At 63.8% G+C, this 17,433-nt stretch carries 14 protein-coding genes; 7 read left to right on the top strand and 7 right to left on the bottom strand.

Annotation, left to right across the window (positions count from 1 at the left end; genetic code table 11):
* Window positions 1-12: 12 nt before the first annotated feature.
* The 5 genes from DFS21_RS08010 to DFS21_RS07985 form a co-directional block, all read right to left on the bottom strand.
* The gene (locus DFS21_RS08010; protein ID WP_111532106.1) at window positions 13-483 is read right to left on the bottom strand and encodes a nuclear transport factor 2 family protein; all 471 of its coding nucleotides are present in this window, start codon (window positions 481-483) and stop codon (window positions 13-15) included.
* 115 nt (window positions 484-598) lie between these two features.
* Window positions 599-1,879, bottom strand: coding sequence for an MFS transporter (locus DFS21_RS08005; RefSeq protein ID WP_111532105.1), 1,281 nt, complete (start codon window positions 1,877-1,879; stop codon window positions 599-601).
* 13 nt (window positions 1,880-1,892) lie between these two features.
* Window positions 1,893-2,561 carry a FadR/GntR family transcriptional regulator gene (locus DFS21_RS08000; RefSeq protein WP_111532104.1) on the bottom strand — a complete coding sequence of 223 codons (669 nt, stop codon included), beginning with the start codon at window positions 2,559-2,561 and terminating at the stop codon, window positions 1,893-1,895.
* Window positions 2,562-3,083: 522 nt separating this feature from the next.
* The gene (locus tag DFS21_RS07990) at window positions 3,084-4,439 is read right to left on the bottom strand and encodes an amino acid permease (protein ID WP_046854285.1); all 1,356 of its coding nucleotides are present in this window, start codon (window positions 4,437-4,439) and stop codon (window positions 3,084-3,086) included.
* Window positions 4,440-4,559: 120 nt separating this feature from the next.
* Window positions 4,560-5,501: an AEC family transporter gene (locus tag DFS21_RS07985; RefSeq protein ID WP_110699896.1), complete on the bottom strand. Its 942-nt coding sequence runs from the start codon at window positions 5,499-5,501 to the stop codon at window positions 4,560-4,562.
* Window positions 5,502-5,690: 189 nt separating this feature from the next.
* Between DFS21_RS07985 and DFS21_RS07980 the strand changes: the two genes are divergently transcribed.
* Both DFS21_RS07980 and DFS21_RS07975 read left to right on the top strand, forming a co-directional pair.
* Window positions 5,691-7,325: a phospholipase gene (locus DFS21_RS07980; protein ID WP_110699897.1), complete on the top strand. Its 1,635-nt coding sequence runs from the start codon at window positions 5,691-5,693 to the stop codon at window positions 7,323-7,325.
* A 14-nt stretch (window positions 7,326-7,339) separates the two neighbouring features.
* Window positions 7,340-7,531 carry a hypothetical protein gene (locus tag DFS21_RS07975; RefSeq protein WP_111532102.1) on the top strand — a complete coding sequence of 64 codons (192 nt, stop codon included), beginning with the start codon at window positions 7,340-7,342 and terminating at the stop codon, window positions 7,529-7,531.
* 134 nt (window positions 7,532-7,665) lie between these two features.
* On the opposite strand, the gene DFS21_RS07970 is transcribed toward DFS21_RS07975, so the two are convergent.
* Window positions 7,666-8,226 (bottom strand): response regulator transcription factor, encoded by a 561-nt coding sequence (locus DFS21_RS07970; protein ID WP_023632665.1) that lies wholly within the window; start codon window positions 8,224-8,226, stop codon window positions 7,666-7,668.
* Window positions 8,226-9,482, bottom strand: a complete 1,257-nt coding sequence (locus DFS21_RS07965; protein WP_110699899.1) for an ATP-binding protein — start codon at window positions 9,480-9,482, stop codon at window positions 8,226-8,228. The genes DFS21_RS07970 and DFS21_RS07965 overlap by 1 nt, the downstream gene beginning before the upstream one ends.
* Before the next feature lie 202 nt (window positions 9,483-9,684).
* On the opposite strand from DFS21_RS07965, the gene DFS21_RS07960 reads away from it, so the two are divergent.
* From DFS21_RS07960 to DFS21_RS07940, 5 genes are all read left to right on the top strand, one after another.
* Window positions 9,685-10,407: an SIMPL domain-containing protein gene (locus DFS21_RS07960; RefSeq protein ID WP_110699901.1), complete on the top strand. Its 723-nt coding sequence runs from the start codon at window positions 9,685-9,687 to the stop codon at window positions 10,405-10,407.
* 312 nt (window positions 10,408-10,719) lie between these two features.
* Complete coding sequence (locus DFS21_RS07955; protein WP_110699904.1) at window positions 10,720-12,345, top strand: ABC transporter substrate-binding protein; 1,626 nt, start codon at window positions 10,720-10,722, stop codon at window positions 12,343-12,345.
* 212 nt (window positions 12,346-12,557) lie between these two features.
* The gene (locus DFS21_RS07950; RefSeq protein ID WP_111532101.1) at window positions 12,558-14,150 is read left to right on the top strand and encodes an ABC transporter substrate-binding protein; all 1,593 of its coding nucleotides are present in this window, start codon (window positions 12,558-12,560) and stop codon (window positions 14,148-14,150) included.
* Between the two features lie 157 nt (window positions 14,151-14,307).
* Window positions 14,308-15,690 (top strand): OprD family porin, encoded by a 1,383-nt coding sequence (locus DFS21_RS07945; protein WP_371918096.1) that lies wholly within the window; start codon window positions 14,308-14,310, stop codon window positions 15,688-15,690.
* 72 nt (window positions 15,691-15,762) lie between these two features.
* Window positions 15,763-17,358 carry an ABC transporter substrate-binding protein gene (locus tag DFS21_RS07940; RefSeq protein WP_110699908.1) on the top strand — a complete coding sequence of 532 codons (1,596 nt, stop codon included), beginning with the start codon at window positions 15,763-15,765 and terminating at the stop codon, window positions 17,356-17,358.
* Window positions 17,359-17,433 lie beyond the last annotated feature (75 nt).

Raw genomic sequence — 17,433 nt, 5'->3', positions numbered from 1 at the left:
CAGCTTAACGCCTCAGCGCGCCTGCTGGAATGCGCGCAAGCCTTTGAACGCCTGCTGGCGCACCTTGTTCTGCAACATCGGCGACCAGCCCAGCAGCACGCCCGGCACGCCCAGGGCCTGCCGCGACCAGCGCCACAGGTCGAAGGTATCGTCGTGCTGGCAGATCAGCCCGTCACGAATCACGAAGCGCGCCTGGATATCGTTGACCACCACCCGCCCGGTCTGGCTGAACAGATAGGTCGCCACCCAATGCGCGCCGCCGCCGCGTTCGTCACTGCGCACGTTGTCGAAGGTCAGGGTGAAATCCTTGGCGCGGCGGGTGAGCATGCGCCACATGTCCCCGGCATCCTGCCCGCGCAAGGTGCCGAAGACCGGATCGCTGAAAACGATGTCGTCGCTGTAGCAGGCCACCATGGCCTCGGCGTCCAGGCGCTGGAAGGCCTGGTAGAAACGGGTGATCAGGGCGCTGTTGGCATCGCTCATTGGCGGTTATCCGTGCTTGGGCTCGAGAAGCGCAAGATAGTCCGGGCCCGGCTTTGGCGCCACAGCCATTTGCGCCATGAATGGTGCTGGAGCCCGAACCAGATGCCAGCAGACCTCAGACCCGCTCGCTGACCACCCCCACATGCAACGCACGCCCGGCACCCAAGCCGAACACAATGGCACCGATCCCCAGTACCGCGAAGATCCAGCCCACCGCGCCCCAGCCCCCGGTCAGGTCATGCACCAGCCCCACCGCGAACGGCCCCATCGAGGCCAGGGTGTAGCCCACGCCCTGGGCCATGCTCGACAGGTTGGCCGCCACATGGGCGTCCTTGGAGCGCAGCACGATCAAGGTCAACGCCAGGGCAAAGGTGCCGCCCTGGCCCAGCCCCAACAGGATCGCCCAGCCCCACAGCCCTTCCAGCGGCGCGTACAGGCAGCCGAACAGCCCGCCCAGGGTCACCAGCATCACCACCACGATGGCCAGGCGCTGATCCTTGCCGCGCGTCGCCAGCCATGGCGCGCTCAGCGAACTGACCAGTTGCACGATCACCGAGCCGGACAGCACCAGCCCCGCCTCGGTCGGGCTCAGCCCACGGCCGATCAGGATCGACGGCAACCAGCCGAACACGATGTAGGCCAGCGACGACTGCAGGCCCATGTACAGGGTCACCTGCCATGCCAGCGGATCACGCCACAGGCCTTGCACCCGGTAAGCCACCTTGTGCACGCCATGCCCCTGGTGGGATTGGGGTAGCCACACCAGCATCGCCAGCAACGCCGGCAGCACCCAGAAGCCCAGCCCCAGCGCCCAGCTGTCATCGAAGTGGCGGGTCAAGGGCACCGTGGCACCCGCGGCCATTGCCGCGCCCAGGCACAGCGCCATGGTGTAGACGCCGGTCAGGGTGCCTGCATGTTGTGGGAAATCGCGTTTGACGATGCCGGGCAACAGCACGCCGATGATGCCGATGCTCGCACCCGCCATCAGGCTGCCGAGGAACACGCCGGTGGCGCCCAGGGTACTGCGCACCAGGATGCCCAGCGCCAGGGTCAGCAAGATACCGAGGATGACCCGTTCGCTACCGAAACGTCGTGCCAGGACCGGTGCCAGCGGCGCGAAAAGCCCCAGGCACAGCACCGGCAAGGTGGTCAGCAGCCCCGCCTGCGATGCGCTGAGCCCCAGCCCTTCGGACACCTGCCCAAGTACGGGCGACATGCTCGACAGCGCCGGGCGCAGGTTCAGCGCCACCAGCACCAGGCCCAGCAACAACAGCCAGGGCCGGCGCAGCACCACAGGCTGTTGCTGGACTTGCTCATCGTCGACCTCGGCGTCGATCAGCAGTTCTTCGAGGTCCGCCTCGCGGGGCGCGGTGTTGCGGGTCAGTTGTTCGGCCATGGCCTTCTCGTGGTCAGGATTCGATAAGGGTCCGGCTCAGGTGCTTGGCCCGCTCCGGATCGCGTTGTTCGAGGGCGTCGAGGATCTGCCCGTGCAGGTCGAACACGGCCTGGCAACGGGGGACGGTCGTCATGTTGTGCTGCAGGGCCGCGCCGACCACGCCGGAAAAGTAGCGGTACAGCTCGCTCAAGGCGGGGTTGTGGGCGGCATCCACCAGGCGCTGGTGGAAGACCAGGTCGCATTCGACATAGGCATCCACATCGCCGTGGTAGTGCTGCGCGCTGTGTTGCAGGGCTTCGCGCAGCGCCTGCAGGTCGGCGTCGGTGCGGCGCAACGCGGCCAGGCCGATGGCTTGTGTTTCAAGAATATGGCGGGTTTCGCGGGCGTGTTCGACGGCGCAGCGCGACATCACCTGCACGGCCTGCAGCGGGTCCACGGCGGTGCGCAGGTAGCTGCCGTCGCCCTGGCGGATTTCCACCAGGCCGCTGAAAGCCAGGACGCGCATGGCCTCACGCACGGTGTTGCGGCTTATGCCCAGGTCGCTGGCCAGCTCTGGTTCGGTGGGCAGGCGCTGGCCTACTGACCAGGTGCCCTGAGCGATGCGCGCGCGGAGCTGGTCTACGGCTTGTTCTACCAGGCTGCGTTTGATGAGCGGGGTCACGGGGGGCTTACGTCCAGTCATCGGATGAATTGCTTGACGATAGCGGGTTGGTGGGGGTGGGGCAAGGTCTCGTGTGGGGATGTTTAAGTGGTTGTTTTGAGTTTTACATCAACATTCTTTGAAGATGTCGACTTTTAGTCACCTTTTCGCCTTTACGGCGACCTCCTGTTCTCTTGGGAAAAGGAGGCAAAACCGTTCGGCTCCGTTCATACGGCCCCTGCGCTGCGCTCCGGGGTTCCCTCGCTCCGGGCTTGCTCCGGGAGTACGCGCCGACGGGCCATCCATGGCCTGATCGGCGCTCGACGGGCATCCATGCCCGTCGCCTCCCTACGCAAGCCCTGCACTCGGCCTCCTGAAGTCGCAATTTGCAGCGCCTGGGCTACCGTGCGCTTAGAAGCAAGGGCAAGGGCAAGAGCAAGAGCAAGAGCAAGAGCAAGAGCAAGAGCAAGAGCAAGAGCAAGAGCAAGAGCAAGAAATGCGAGTTTCGTGGTTCGCAGTGGCGATGTTATCGCCACTGCGATCCTGAAACCGACATGGAGCAGATCAGGCCTGACGTGCCTTCTTCATCCGGAACGCCACCCACAGCACGGCGATCCAGGCCGGGATCAGCATCACCGAGATACGGATTGGCGGGGTGAGGTACATCACCACCAGGATCAGCACGATGAACGCCAGGCACAGGTAGTTGCTCAGCGGGTGCCACAGGCTCTTGTAGAACGGCGTGATGCCGGCCGCCAGCTTGGCCTTGCGGAACTTCAGGTGGGTGATGCTGATGCTCGCCCAGTTGATCACCAGCGCCGACACCGCCAGGGCCATCAGCAGGCCAAAGGCCTCGCCCGGCATCAGGTAGTTGATCAGCACGCACAGGCCGGTGGCGAACGCCGATACACCCAGCGCGGTGAGCGGCACGCCACGGCGGCTGACCTTGAGCAGCTGGCGCGGCGCGTCGCCCTGCGTGGCCAGGCCGAACAGCATGCGGCTGTTGGCGTACACGCAGCTGTTATAGACCGACAGCGCGGCAGTCAGCACCACGATGTTGAGGATGGTCGCCACCAGGTCGCTGTCCAGTTCGTGGAAGATCATCACGAACGGGCTGCCGCCTTGCACCACCTTCTGCCAGGGGTACAGCGACAACAGCACGGCCAGCGCGCCGATGTAGAAGATCAGGATGCGATAGACCACCTGGTTGGTCGCCTTCGGGATGCTCTCACGCGGGTTGGCCGCCTCGGCGGCGGTGATGCCCACCAGCTCCAGCCCACCGAAGGAGAACATGATCACCGCCAGGGCCATGATCAGCCCGGTGACGCCATTGGGGAAGAAGCCGCCGTACTGCCACAGGTTGGCGACGCTGGCATCCGGCCCGCCGTGGCCGCTGCTCAGCAGCCAGGCGCCGAAACCGATCATGCTGACGATGGCCACCACCTTGACCAGGGCGAACCAGAACTCCATTTCGCCATATACCTTCACCTGGGTCAGGTTGATGGCGTTGATCACCACGAAGAAGATCGCCGCAGTAGCCCAGGTGGGGAAGTCCGGCCACCAGTACTGCACATAGATCCCCACGGCCGTGAGTTCGGCCATGCCGACCAGCACATACACCACCCAGTAGTTCCAGCCCGAGACGAAACCGGCGAACTCGCTCCAGTACTGGTGCGCGAAGTGGCTGAAGCTGCCGGCAACCGGCTCCTCGACCACCATCTCGCCCAGCTGGCGCATGATCAGGAAGGCCATCAGGCCGGCGATGGCGTAGCCCAGCAGCACCGACGGGCCGGCCAGCTGGATGGTCTGGGCGATGCCCAGGAACAGCCCGGTGCCGATGGCCCCGCCCAGCGCGATCAGCTGGATATGACGATTCTTCAGCCCGCGCTGCAAGCGCTCGGGCGTGCTCTGGTCTTGCATGAAGTGTCCTTTAGGTGAGGCAGTGTTATTGGTTTTGCTTGCAACTGAGCTGGTGTGGTGTTTTGCAAATACGACCAATAAAAAGCCTCGAGTTATGGTCGTTATTTGTGAAACACCACACTAGATCCATCCACCCCATTGCAAGAAGAAAATCCCGATGTTCGTGGTGACGGCGGCCATCAGTGTAGTGATCACGATGATCGACGCCGCCAGTTCATGGTTGCCGTTGGCCTCCCGCGCCATCACATAGCTGGCCGCCGCAGTGGGGCTGGCGATGTAGAGGAACAGGATGCCCAGCTCGGCGCCACGGAACCCGCACAGCCAGGCACCCAGGGTGCCCAGCAGCGGCAGCCAGACCATCTTCGCCAGGCTGACATCGACGGCCAGCCTGCCACTGTCGCGCAGGGCCGCCAGCGACAGGGTGCCGCCGATGCAGATCAGCGCCAGCGGCAGGGTCATCTGGGCCAGGTAGTCGCCGGAGGTCAGCAGCCAGTTGGGCAGCGGCACCTGGCCGTAGGCCATGGGTGTTGCCACCAGCACGCTGAGGATCAACGGGTTGCTGAAGATGCTCTTGCAGATGCTCCACGGGTCGGACTTCAGATCCGGGCTGTACACCGCCAGTACCACCGCCGACAGCGAGTTGTACATGAGGATCACCAGCCCGGCCAGCACCGCGCCGAGGGATATACCGTAGTCGCCATACAGGCTGGCCGCCAGTGCCAGGCCGATCACGCCGTTGTTGCCGCGAAACGCGCCTTGCGTGTAGACGCCGCGGTCGGCCCGCGGGCAGCGCCAGATCGCCAGGCCCCAGGCCAGGCCGAAGCATGCCAGCGTCACGCCGACGAAGTAGAGCATCACCCCTGGTTTTACCGCCGACGCCAGGTCGGCGTGGTAGATGCCGAGGAACAGCAGCGCCGGCATGCACACGTTGAACACCAGCTTGGAGGCGACCCGGTTGAAGTTGTCGTCGATCAAGCGGATGCGCTTGAGCAGCACGCCCATGAACAGCATGGCGAATACAGGTGCCGTGATGTTCAGTGTCTGGATGAGAAGGGCGAGCATGCAACGTGGTCCCGGGAAATGCGGTTAGGAGGGCAATCATACGTGAGAGCCGGGGGCTTGCGCCCGCCACAGCTGCCAGATGCCAGCACAAAGGGGGCTTGACGTAGGAAATTTCCTGCATATGATGCATATTACTGTATATGCATACAGTATAAAAATGGATTATCCAGACATTGCAAGGAGCAGATCATGTCAGGAATGCAAACAGCGCCTGCGGCCATCAAAGCCCAGGCCACGCTGGTGGTCGCTGACCTCGACCAGTTGTTCGATGAGCACGGCATCGCCCTACCCGGCCCCGACAGCCATCTGGTGCTGGTCATGCACGGCCACCACACCCTCAAGTATCACCGCCCTGCGCCACCGTCGGCTGGCGGCAATGCTGCGCAGCGCGGCCCGGAGCTGTTCTTCGAAGGCGCAGAACACACCGCTATCGGCGACAACACCCTGTTGCGTTACGAGACAGGCCAACCCGGCACCCCCGCCCATCAGTCGCCATTGCCGCTGCCCAACGGCCTGAACCTGACCTATGGCCAGGTGATCGCCCTGGGCGGCGACTTCTATGGGGTGCCCGAGCGCCCGATTGCCGATGGCGGCACCGACGCCGAACGAGTCGAGCGCTTCATCCAGGCGTTCGACTCCCTGGCGCGCCTGCCGGCGGCCAAGGCGGAAGCCGAACAGATCCTCGCGGTCATGCAGGAAGAAATCCGCGCAGCCAACCAGGCCATCAAGGACGGCCGTCAGCCCCATGAAGCCTATGACGCACTGGGCGACAGCCTGTCGGCACGCTGGAACCGCATCACCGGCGGCGGCAGCTTCGCCTCCGACCTGTTCCCCTTGGGCCGCTACCTGAAGCTGGCCGCCAGCAACTGGGACCACTTCGGCCCCTGGGCGCTGCTGGCCTACCAGGCCGGCCACGCCGCGGCCTTGCAACAGGCGCTGAAAGCCCGCGCCAGCGGCGCCGAACGCGACCTGCAACTGGCCTATGCGATGAACGCCTTCGCCGACCACTTCCTCACCGACCTGTTCTCCGCCGGCCACCTGCGGGTACCGCGCAAGGCCTTGGCCGATACCGTCACGCCGAGCGACGTCGGCTCGCTGATCTCGCGCTTCATGCACGACGAGGACAGCAAGTACGGCCTGGCCGTGCGCAATGCCGAGGGCGAGCAATGGCGCGCCTACGGCGACAAGCGCTATTTCGACAGCGTCGATGTGGCCAACCGTCGTCAAGTGGCGCGCGCCGTGCAGCGCTCGGCCGATGAAGTGTTCCAGGCTTTCGCCGAGGGCCGCGTGCCCCAGGCCAAGGACTTTTCGGCCCTGCGCCTGGCGCCCGACCTGCACGCCGCCGAACAGGACCTGGTGCCCGGCAACTTCGCCCCGCTGTACTTCCAGGACGGCAAGGCCGTGCTGCGGCGCAAGGACGTCAACGACCTCAACGACCGCAACCGCATCGGCGACTGGTGGGGCTGGAGTACCTACCTGCTGCTCAAGGACTACAAGCCGAACAAGCCCACCGGTTTCATCGATGCCCCTGCCACCTCGCCGGTGATCACCGGCTGGGAGCGCCGTGAGCCCGATGGCCTGAACTGGCAACGGGGCAACGCGGTGCGCTATGCCTTCAGCATCACCGACCAGCTCAACGAGTCGTACATTGGCCCTTGGAGCGGCTATGCGGAGCTCACCGACCAGTTCCACCCGAGCGTGCAGGTGCCGGCGGACGGCAAGCAACGCGGGCGCAACCTGTTCCGCCAGTTCCGCGGAGGTTCACCGGAGCTGATTGCCAGCCTGGACGGCAAGACCACTCTCTATATCGATCGCAACGCGTGACAAGGAGGTCACCCATGACAATCAGTATCAAGCTGGAGCTGGCTTCGGGCCAGTCGATGGAAGGCATGCCGCTGGAGTTGCTGCGTGATGGCAAGGTGATTGGCCGAACGAAAGTGCCGGCAGGGGGCCAGGTGGCGTTCGAGGCGCCATCGGGGGCAGGACAGCTGGCGGTACGGGTTGACCGCTCGGGAGGGAAAGCCGCTTAACGCTGTGGTACGCCATCGCGGGGCAAGTCGGGTCGCCGCATCGCCGTTCCCACAAGGTCATCCAGAGCTTGAAAGCCCTGGGCATGACCTGCGTGGGAGCGGCGATGCGGCGACCCGACTTGCCCCGCGATTTTTCAGCGTCGGACCGGACGCTTCTGCAACTTGCGCTGCAAGGTGCGCCGGTGCATGCCCAGCGCCCGCGCCGTGGCGGAGATATTACCCTCGTGCTCGCCCAGCACGCGCTGGATGTGCTCCCACTGCAGGCGGTCCACCGACATCGGGTTTTCCGGCACCAGCGTGTCCAGGTCGGTATGCTCCGAGAGCAGCGCCGCCAGCACATCGTCGGCGTCGGCCGGTTTGCACAGGTAGTTGCAGGCCCCGCGCTTGACTGCCTCGACCGCCGTGGCGATGCTCGAGTAACCGGTCAGGATCACCACGCGCATCTCCGGGTCCAGCTCCAGCAGCTTGGGCAACAGCACCAGGCCCGAGTCGCCCTCCATCTTCAGGTCCAGCGTGGCGTAGTCGGGCAGGTCCTGCTCGGCCAGTTTCAAGCCTTCCTCGGCGGAACCCGCGGTGCTCACACGGAACCCACGACGCGACATCGCCCGGGCCATCACCCGGGTGAAGGTGGCGTCGTCATCCACCAGCAGCAGGTGCGGCAGCTCTTCGCCTTCGACCTGGTTTTCTTCGCTCATCATGCATCTCCTCGCTTGCCATGGGGCAGGCGCAATTCGGTCAGGGTGCCACCCTGCTCATGACTATAGAGTTTCACCGAACCGCCCGCACGCGTCACGCTGGCCTTGCTCAAGAACAGGCCCAGGCCGAAGCCTTTGCCCTTGGTGGTAATGAAAGGTTTGCCGATCGCTTCGGCGATGGCCGGCGGCACGCCGGGGCCATGGTCGCGGATGCTGATGACGATGTCCTGGGCGTCCCAATCCAGGCGCACCTCCAGGTCGTCCGGGCAGGCATCGGCGGCATTGTTCAACAGGTTCAGCAGGGCCTGGGTCAGGTCCGGCGGCGGCGTCAGCCGCGGCACCACGCCGTCGCGCAGGCGCTGGAAGCGGTAGCTGGCTTCCGGGCGCATCAGGTGCCAGCGGTTGAGCGCCTCGTCGAGCCAGGCGGTGACATCCTGCTCGACGATCGCCAGGCGCCGGTTGGCCTCGGCAGCGCGCACCAGTTGCTGCAAGGTTTCCTTGCACAGCTTGACCTGGTCCTGAAGGATCTGCAGGTCTTCCTGCAACAGCGGGTCGGCGTGGTCCTGGCGCATTTCGTTGAGCAGCACGCTCATGGTCGCCAGCGGTGTGCCCAGTTCGTGGGCAGCACCGGCGGCCTGGGTGGCCACGGCCAGCAACTGCTCGTCGCGCAGGCTTTCTTCCCGGCGCTCGGCACGCAGGTTCTCCTGACGGCGCAACTCCTCGGCCATGCGCGCGGCGAAGAAGGTGATCACCCCGGCGGCCAGGGCGATGCTCAGCCACATGCCGTAGACCTGCATGGTGTCGCGCGCCAGCGGCAGCGTTTCCAGCGGGTAGTACTGCACCAGCAACAGGCTGTAGGCGACCAGGGCGATGCCCGAGAGCACCAACGAGTAGATCCACGGCAGGGTGACCGCAGCGATGGCCAACGGCACCAGGTAATAGGAGACGAAGGGGTTGGTCGAACCGCCCGAGTAATAAAGCAGGGCACTGTGGATCAGCAGGTCGCAGGCCAGCTGCAGGGCGTACTCGAGTTCGGTCACCGGCAGCGACAGGCGCAGGCGCAGTGCGGTGAACGCGCACAGGAGCGACGACAGGGCCAGCGTGACTGCCAGCGAGAACCACGGCAGCGGCAGCAGCTCGGTCCAGTAGGCCACGCCTACCGAGCCGGCCTGGGCCGCCAGGACGAGGATGCGGATGAAGGTCAGGCGCCAGAGGTTCTGGCGTGTGGCGGACAACGGATGTGCGACGGCGAGCATGAGCTCTCCCAATTGAGTGCTCCAGGAAAATCGACTGGAGTATACCGAAGCCGGGCGCTCCACTGCAGCGATGCGGCAAAGCGCCACACTTTGTCATAGATTCATGATGGCACTTTTGAACCCTCTACGCTGTCACCGGTCTGATCGGCCATGCGTGGAACGGATCTGCTCACCCACGCCTTACCCTGCCAAGGAGTTCCACATGCACATTACCCGTCGCGGCGCCGCCGCCGTTGCCCTGTCCTGCGGCATGCTCGCCAGCCTGCCGGCCCTGGCGGCCGACGAGCCACGCTACAACCAGGTGTCGCTGCGTGCCGAAGTCAGCAAGGAAGTGGCGCGTGACCTGATGGTCGTGACGCTGTACAGCGAAGCGCAGAACACCGACCCGGGCAAGCTGGCCAAGGAGATCACCGAAACCATGAACAAGGCCGTGCAGCAGGCCCGCCAGGTCAAGGACGTGAAGATCAGCCAGGGCAGCCGCAACAGCTACCCGATCTACGACACCAAGGGCCAGAAGATCACCGGCTGGCGCGAGCGCGCCGAACTGCGCCTGGAAAGCGCCGACTTCCCGGCCCTGTCCAAGCTCACCGGTGACCTGCTGCAAGACCTGAAGATGGGCGGCATGGACTTCTCCATTGCCCCGGCCACACGCAAGTCCAATGAAGACGAGTTGCTCAAGGATGCCGTCGCCGCCTTCAAGGCGCGTGCCCAACTGGCCACCGATGCCCTGGGCGGCAAAGGCTACAAGGTGGTCAGCCTGAACCTCAACAGCAGCGGTTACCCACGCCCTTACCTGCGTAACGCGCCAATGGCGATGATGGCCAAGGGCGCCGCCGATGAATCCGCGCCGGCGCCGGATATCGAAGCCGGAACCAGCGAAGTGAGCATGAGTGCCGATGGCCTGATCGAAGTCCTGGTGCCCTGACTCACTCAACCGGATGTCAGAGGCGGCCAAAACCGTCTCTGACAGCAGTTTCAGACCTTTCCTACGCACCAAACGGGTGCGTCTGCTTGTCACATAAAGTGCGAAATATCCTGAAATTTTCGCCCTTTTCCCCCTCGCAAACGATCAACATTCGCCAAAGTTATATGGATGCGACATCCATGTACGTCCGTACCACGTTTTTGCCGTCAACCATCCTGCTGAGTGTTGCATTGGGAATACCCCCTGCATAAGTATCCGCAGGTCGGCTCACGAGGCCGCCTCAATTCGAAAAATGACAACAATGAGGCCACCATGCTCAAACACGCAGTCATTCCGTTCCTGGTAGGTGCAGGCTTGCTAGCCGGCGCTCCCTCCGCCCTCGCCGCATCCAACCTGGTGTTCTGCTCCGAAGGCAGCCCGGCCGGGTTCGACCCGGGGCAATACACTACCGGAACCGACTTTGACGCCTCCGCCGAGACCATCTTCAACCGCCTGACGCAATTCGAACGCGGCGGCACCAAGGTCATTCCGGGCCTGGCCACCAGCTGGGACGTCTCCGATGACGGCAAGACCTACACCTTCCACCTGCGTGAAGGCGTCAAGTTCCATACCACCGATTACTTCAAGCCGACCCGCGACTTCAACGCCGACGACGTGCTGTTCACCTTCAACCGCATGCTCGACAAGGACCAGCCCTTCCGCAAGGCCTACCCCACCGAGTTCCCGTACTTCACCGACATGGGCATGGACAAGAACATCGCCAAGGTGGAAAAACTCGACGACCACACGGTGAAGTTCACCCTCGCCCAGGTCGACGCCGCGTTCATCCAGAACATGGCCATGCACTTCGCCTCGATCCAGTCAGCCGAATACGCCGACCAGTTGCTCAAGCAGGGCAAGCCCGCCGACATCAACCAGAAGCCGATCGGCACCGGGCCGTTCGTGTTCAAGAGCTACCAGAAAGACTCGAACATTCGCTTCACTGGCAACAAGAGCTACTGGAATCCTGAAGAAGTGAAGATCGACAACCTGATCTTCGCCATCAGCACCGACGCCTCGGTGCGCATGCAGAAACTCAAGAAGAACGAGTGCCAGGTGACGCTGTTCCCGCGGCCGGCCGATATCAAGCCGCTGCAGGAAGACAAGAAGCTGCAGATGCCCGACCAGGCCGGCTTCAACCTCGGCTACATCGCCTACAACGTGATGGACAAGGTCAAGGGCAGCAACGAAGCGAACCCCCTGTCCCAACTCAAGGTCCGCCAAGCCCTGGACATGGCGGTCAACAAGCAGCAGATCATCGAATCGGTGTATCAGGGTGCCGGCCAGCTAGCGGTCAACGCCATGCCGCCGACCCAATGGTCCTATGACGACACCATCAAGGACGCCGCGTACGACCCAGAGAAGGCCAAGCAACTGCTCAAGGAAGCCGGCATCAAGGAGGGTACCGAGATCACCCTGTGGGCCATGCCGGTGCAGCGCCCCTACAACCCCAACGCCAAGCTGATGGCCGAGATGCTCCAGTCCGACTGGGCCAAGATCGGCATCAAGGCCAAGATCGTCAGCTACGAATGGGGCGAGTACATCAAGCGTTCCAAGGGCGGCGAGCAGGGCGCCATGCTGATCGGCTGGAGCGGCGACAATGGTGACCCGGACAACTGGCTGGGCACGCTCTATGGCTGTGATGCCATGGATGGCAACAACTTCTCCAAGTGGTGCTACAAGCCCTACGACGACCTGATCAAGCAAGCCAAGGCGACCTCGGACCAGGCCAAGCGCACCGAGCTGTACAAGCAGGCGCAACATATCCTCAAGGAGCAGGTGCCGATCACCCCCATCGCCCACTCCACCGTGTATCAGCCCATGAGCGCGAAAGTGAAGGACTTCAAGATCAGCCCGTTCGGCCTGAACTCCTTCTACGGGGTCAGCGTGGACAAGTAACGGTCGTGACCGCCCCGCCGGCATTTGCCGGCGGGGCGGTGACATGATCGGGCGATACGTAGGGCAATTCCCTAGCGCTCGCCGGAACGCTCCCGCACCCAAATCAGTAGCGAACCCTGGTTCCCGCATTCTGGCGCGCCTATCGTCAGGACCGGGATGCAGCAGCCGCGTTTTGCCTGTCGCGGCCTGAAAAGACGGACAAAGGATCTGCCATGCGCCTGACCACACTGAGCTCCACCCTGCTTGCCCTCGGCCTGTTGAGCCAGGCTCCCGCGAGCCTCGCCAACAACCTGGTGTTCTGCTCCGAGGGCAGCCCGGCGGGCTTCGACACCGCCCAGTACACCGCGGCCACCGACAACGACGCCGCCGAACCGATCTACAACCGCCTGGTCGAGTTCGAGCGTGGCGGCACCGCCGTGCAGCCGGGCCTGGCCACCGACTGGCAGGTGTCCGAGGACGGCCTGAAGTACACCTTCCACCTGCGCCCCGGGGTGAAGTTCCATGGCAACAAGGACTTCAAGCCCAGCCGCGACTTCAACGCCGACGACGTGCTGTTCACCTTCAACCGCATGCTCGACAAGGACCACCCCTTCCGCAAGGCCTACCCCACCGAATTCCCGTACTTCATCAGCATGGGGCTGGACAAGAACATCGCCAAGGTCGAGAAGACCGACCCGCTGACCGTGGCCTTCACCCTCAACAAGGTCGACGCCGCGTTCCTGCAAAACATCGCCATGGCCTTCGCCTCGATTCTCTCCGCCGAGTACGCCGACCACCTGCTGGCCAGCGGCAAGGCCAGCGATATCAACCAGAAGCCGATCGGCACCGGCCCGTTCGTGTTCCAGCGCTACCAGAAGGATTCGCAGATCCGCTTCAAGGGCAACAAGGACTACTGGGCACCTGACCGGGTGAAGATCGACAACCTGGTGTTCTCGATCAACGTCGACCCGTCGGTGCGCATCCAGAAGCTGCGCCGCAACGAATGCCAGATCACCCTGCATCCACGCCCGGCCGACCTGCCCGCGCTCAAGGAAGACGGCAAGCTGCAGGTAATGACGCAACCCGGTTTCAACCTTGGCTACATCGCCTACAACACCCAGCACCCACCCTTCGACCGACTGGAAGTGCGCCAGGCCATGGACATGGCGGTGAACAAGCAGGCGATCATCCAGGCGGTCTACCAGGATGCCGGTCAGACCGCCGTCAACGCCATGCCGCCAACCCAGTGGTCCTACGACAAATCGATCAAGGACGCCCCCTTCGACCCGGAAAAAGCCAAGCAGCTGCTCAAGCAGGCCGGGGTCAAGGATGGCACCGAGATCACCCTGTGGGCCATGCCGGTACAGCGCCCCTACAACCCCAACGCCAAGTTGATGGCCGAAATGCTCCAGTCCGACTGGAGCAAGCTCGGTTTCAAGGTGCGCATCGTCAGCTACGAATGGGGTGAATACCTCAAGCGCATGAAGAACGGCGAGCATGACATCGCCCTGATCGGCTGGACCGGCGACAACGGTGACCCGGACAACTGGCTCGGCACCCTGTTCAGCTGCGACGCCATCGGCAGCAACAACTACTCCTTGTGGTGCGATTCGCAATACGACGCGCTGGTGAAAAAAGCCAAGCAGGTCACCGACCGCGACCAGCGCACCAGCCTCTACGAACAAGCCCAGCAACGTCTCAAGCAACAGGTGCCGATCACCCCGGTCGCGCACTCCACGGTCAACCAGCCGCTGAGCATCAGCGTGAAAGACTTCAAGGTCAGCCCCTTCGGACGCAACGTTTTCTCCGGCGTCAGCATCGATTGACCCTGCAACGCCCGGACGGGAGTGCGACCCACTCCCGCGCCAGCGTGCAGCCCGGATTTGCCTGGCAACCCCCAGGCAGACACTGCAGTACCGCGTCACCGTGACAAGCCCGGCTCACAAGGCCGGGTGATAACTAGAAAAATATCAGGGAGCTTTCATGTTGATTCGTACCACAACCACCGCACTGGCCTTGTCCGTCGGCGCCTTCTGCGCCCTCGCCCAGGCCGAACCCGCAAGCCAGGACTTCGTGCCGTTCGCGCTCAAGTCCAGCAGCGAACAGGCCGAAGCCAAAGGCTTCATCGATGGCCAGAGCCTGTCCGGCAGCACCCGCAACTGGTATGCCCGCGAACGCGCCACCCGCGCGCCGCTGTGGAAATACACCAAGGGCGACGGCACCCGCCACGACACCCACAGCCGTGACAACTGGGTGCAGGGCACCATCCTCAACTACAGCTCGGGCTTCACCGAAGGCACCGTCGGCTTTGCGGTGGAGGCCGCCGCCTACAATGCCATCGCCCTCGAGCAGGGCCGCGCCGCCGTGGCCGGCCCGAACAACCGTACCCTGACCCACAGCGACGGCGACCCGATCGGCCAGTGGAGCAAGATGGGCCTGGGCAACGTCAAGGCGCGCATCTCCAACACCACGCTGACCGTCGGTCGCCAGTCGGTCGACACGCCGATGATCGCCTACATCGGTAACCGGGCCTTGCCATCGAGCTTCCAGGGCGCGTTCCTGCACAGCGCCGAGTTCGAGAACCTGTCGTTCGACGTGGGTACCTTCGACCGCGTCTCGCCACGTACCGAGCAGAGCCTGAGCAAGTTCCGCAGCGAATACGGCGCCGCCGGGGTCGAGACCGACCGAGCCAGCACCGTCGGCATCAACTACCAGCCGCTCAAGAGCCTGACCACCAGCCTCTACGCGACCAAGGTCGACGACTTCTGGAACCAGTACTACTTCGGCGCCAACCACGTGCTGGGCGACAGCGCGGTGCTGAGCCTGACCACCGGTCTGAACTACTACAAGACCGTGGACGAAGGCAGCAAGAAGATGGGCGAGATCGACAACGACACCTACAGCCTGTCGTTCGGACTGACCCACCAGGCCCACACCCTCACCGCCTCCTGGCAGCAGGTCAACGGCAACGAGTACTTCGACTACCTGCATGAGACCAACGGCATCTACCTGGCCAACTCCCTGCTGTCGGACTTCAACGGCCCGAACGAGAAATCGCTGCAGATCAGCTATGTGCTGAACATGGCGCCCTATGGCGTGCCAGGCCTGAAGTTCAACGTCTACAACGCCCGCGGCTGGGATATCGACGGTACCCACTACAAGGGCACCGCCTATGACGTCCGGGGCCAGGACGGCGAGAACCACTACGAGTGGGGCATCGGCACCAGCTACGCGGTGCAGAGCGGCATGCTGAAGGACACCACCATCCGCGCCACCTATACCGCCCACCGTGCCAGCAAGGCGCAGAGCGACGGCAGTCTCGACGAGTTCCGTGTCGTCACCACCATTCCGTTCAACATCCTCTGACCGTTGGCGCCACGGCCCGCCTCCCCACGGGCCGTGGCGGCTACGCTGGAACTAGCACTGCAGGGAGGTTCCATGAAATCGCTACCGCTACGCGCTGCCCTGGCAGCCGTCATCCTGGGCGCCGCATCGAATCTGGCGGCCAAGCCGCTGGTGGTGTGCACCGAAGCCAGCCCGGAAGGCTTCGACATCGTCCAGTACACCACCGCCGTCACCGCCGACGCCACGGCCGAGGCCATCTTCAACCGCCTGGTCGACTTCAAGCCCGGCACCACCGAGATCCAGCCGGCCCTGGCCACCAGTTGGGACGTCAGCCCCGACGGCCTGGTCTACACCTTCCACCTGCGCGAAGGCGTCAAGTTCCACACCACCGACTACTTCAAGCCCACCCGCGACTTCAATGCCGATGACGTGCTGTGGAGCCTGAACCGCCAGCTGAAGAAAGACCATCCGTGGCACGACAAGACCAGCGTCGGCTACCCCTACTTCGAGAGCATGGCCTTCAAGGACCTGCTCAAGTCGGTCGAGAAGACCGACGATCACACCGTGGTGATCACCCTGACCCGCCCGGAAGCGCCTTTCCTGCGCGACCTGGCCATGGCCTTCACCTCGATCTACTCCGCCGAGTACGGCGACCAGCTGCTCAAGGCCGGCAAGACCGGCGACCTCAACAGCAAGCCGGTCGGCACCGGCCCGTTCGTGTTCCAGCGCTACAACAAGGACGCCAACGTTCGCTACAAGGCCAACCCGGACTACTTCCGTGGCAAGCCGCCCGCCGACGCGCTGATCTTCGCCATCGCCACCGACAGTAACGTGCGCCTGCAGAAACTGCGCGCCAACGAATGCCAGATCGCCTTGTATCCCAAGCCTGACGACGTGCCGGGGATCAAGACCGACCCGAAACTCAAGGTCGCCGAGATCGAGGCGCTGGTCACCGGCTACATCTCGATGAACACCCAGCACAAATACCTGAGCGATGTGCGCGTGCGCAAGGCGATCGACATGGCCTTCGACCGCCAGACCCACGTTGACCAGTTGTTCGGCAAGGGCAACGCCCTGGTTGGGGTCAACCCGTATCCACCGACCATGATCGGCTACAACACCGACAACAAGAACCCACCCCACGACCTGAACAAGGCCCGCGCCCTACTCAAGGAAGCCGGCGTGCCGGAGGGCACGGTGATCACCCTGTTCACCCGCAACGGCGGTGGCCCGACCAACCCCAACCCGCGCCTGTCCGCCGAAATGCTGCAGTCGGACCTGGCCAAGATCGGCATCAAGCTCGACATCCGCGTGATGGAATGGGCCGAGATGCTGCGTCGCGCCAAGAAGGGCGAGGCCGACCTGGTGTCGGCGGGCTGGGCCGGCGACAACGGCGACCCGGACAACTTCCTCACGCCGATGCTCAGCTGTGACGCGGTGAAAAGCGGCGAGAACTATGCGCGCTGGTGCAACCAGAAATTCCAGGACCTGATCACCCGCGCCCGCGAAGTGATCGACAACGACGAACGCGCCAGGCTCTATAACGAGGCCTTGGCGGTGTACGATGAAGACCAGCCGTGGATCAGCATGGCCCACCCGAAAATGTTCACCGCCATGCGCGAGAACGTCGAAGGCTATGTGATCAACCCACTGACCAACAACAACTTCGCCACCACCAAGGTGAAGTAGAACAACAACAGCCGCCGGACCTTGTGCAAGAGGCCCCGGCGGCGCGCCGTTTCCGGCTGATGAGGTACCCCTGAC

Source organism: Pseudomonas sp. 2848, assembly GCF_003253945.1.
Taxonomy (GTDB): Bacteria; Pseudomonadota; Gammaproteobacteria; order Pseudomonadales; family Pseudomonadaceae; genus Aquipseudomonas.
Note: the sequence above shows the minus strand (reverse complement) of the source record. Positions and strands in the feature narration are given on the sequence as shown.

Coding starts and splice junctions, on each gene's coding strand:
- DFS21_RS07940 (WP_110699908.1), top strand. CDS start 15,763: ATGAAATCGCTACCGCTACGCGCTGCCCTGGCAGCCGTCATCCTGGGC.
- DFS21_RS07965 (WP_110699899.1), bottom strand. CDS start 9,482: ATGCTCGCCGTCGCACATCCGTTGTCCGCCACACGCCAGAACCTCTGG.
- DFS21_RS07975 (WP_111532102.1), top strand. CDS start 7,340: ATGACAATCAGTATCAAGCTGGAGCTGGCTTCGGGCCAGTCGATGGAA.
- DFS21_RS07955 (WP_110699904.1), top strand. CDS start 10,720: ATGCTCAAACACGCAGTCATTCCGTTCCTGGTAGGTGCAGGCTTGCTA.
- DFS21_RS08000 (WP_111532104.1), bottom strand. CDS start 2,561: ATGACTGGACGTAAGCCCCCCGTGACCCCGCTCATCAAACGCAGCCTG.
- DFS21_RS07985 (WP_110699896.1), bottom strand. CDS start 5,501: ATGCTCGCCCTTCTCATCCAGACACTGAACATCACGGCACCTGTATTC.
- DFS21_RS07945 (WP_371918096.1), top strand. CDS start 14,308: ATGTTGATTCGTACCACAACCACCGCACTGGCCTTGTCCGTCGGCGCC.
- DFS21_RS07950 (WP_111532101.1), top strand. CDS start 12,558: ATGCGCCTGACCACACTGAGCTCCACCCTGCTTGCCCTCGGCCTGTTG.
- DFS21_RS07970 (WP_023632665.1), bottom strand. CDS start 8,226: ATGAGCGAAGAAAACCAGGTCGAAGGCGAAGAGCTGCCGCACCTGCTG.
- DFS21_RS07980 (WP_110699897.1), top strand. CDS start 5,691: ATGTCAGGAATGCAAACAGCGCCTGCGGCCATCAAAGCCCAGGCCACG.
- DFS21_RS08010 (WP_111532106.1), bottom strand. CDS start 483: ATGAGCGATGCCAACAGCGCCCTGATCACCCGTTTCTACCAGGCCTTC.
- DFS21_RS07990 (WP_046854285.1), bottom strand. CDS start 4,439: ATGCAAGACCAGAGCACGCCCGAGCGCTTGCAGCGCGGGCTGAAGAAT.
- DFS21_RS07960 (WP_110699901.1), top strand. CDS start 9,685: ATGCACATTACCCGTCGCGGCGCCGCCGCCGTTGCCCTGTCCTGCGGC.
- DFS21_RS08005 (WP_111532105.1), bottom strand. CDS start 1,879: ATGGCCGAACAACTGACCCGCAACACCGCGCCCCGCGAGGCGGACCTC.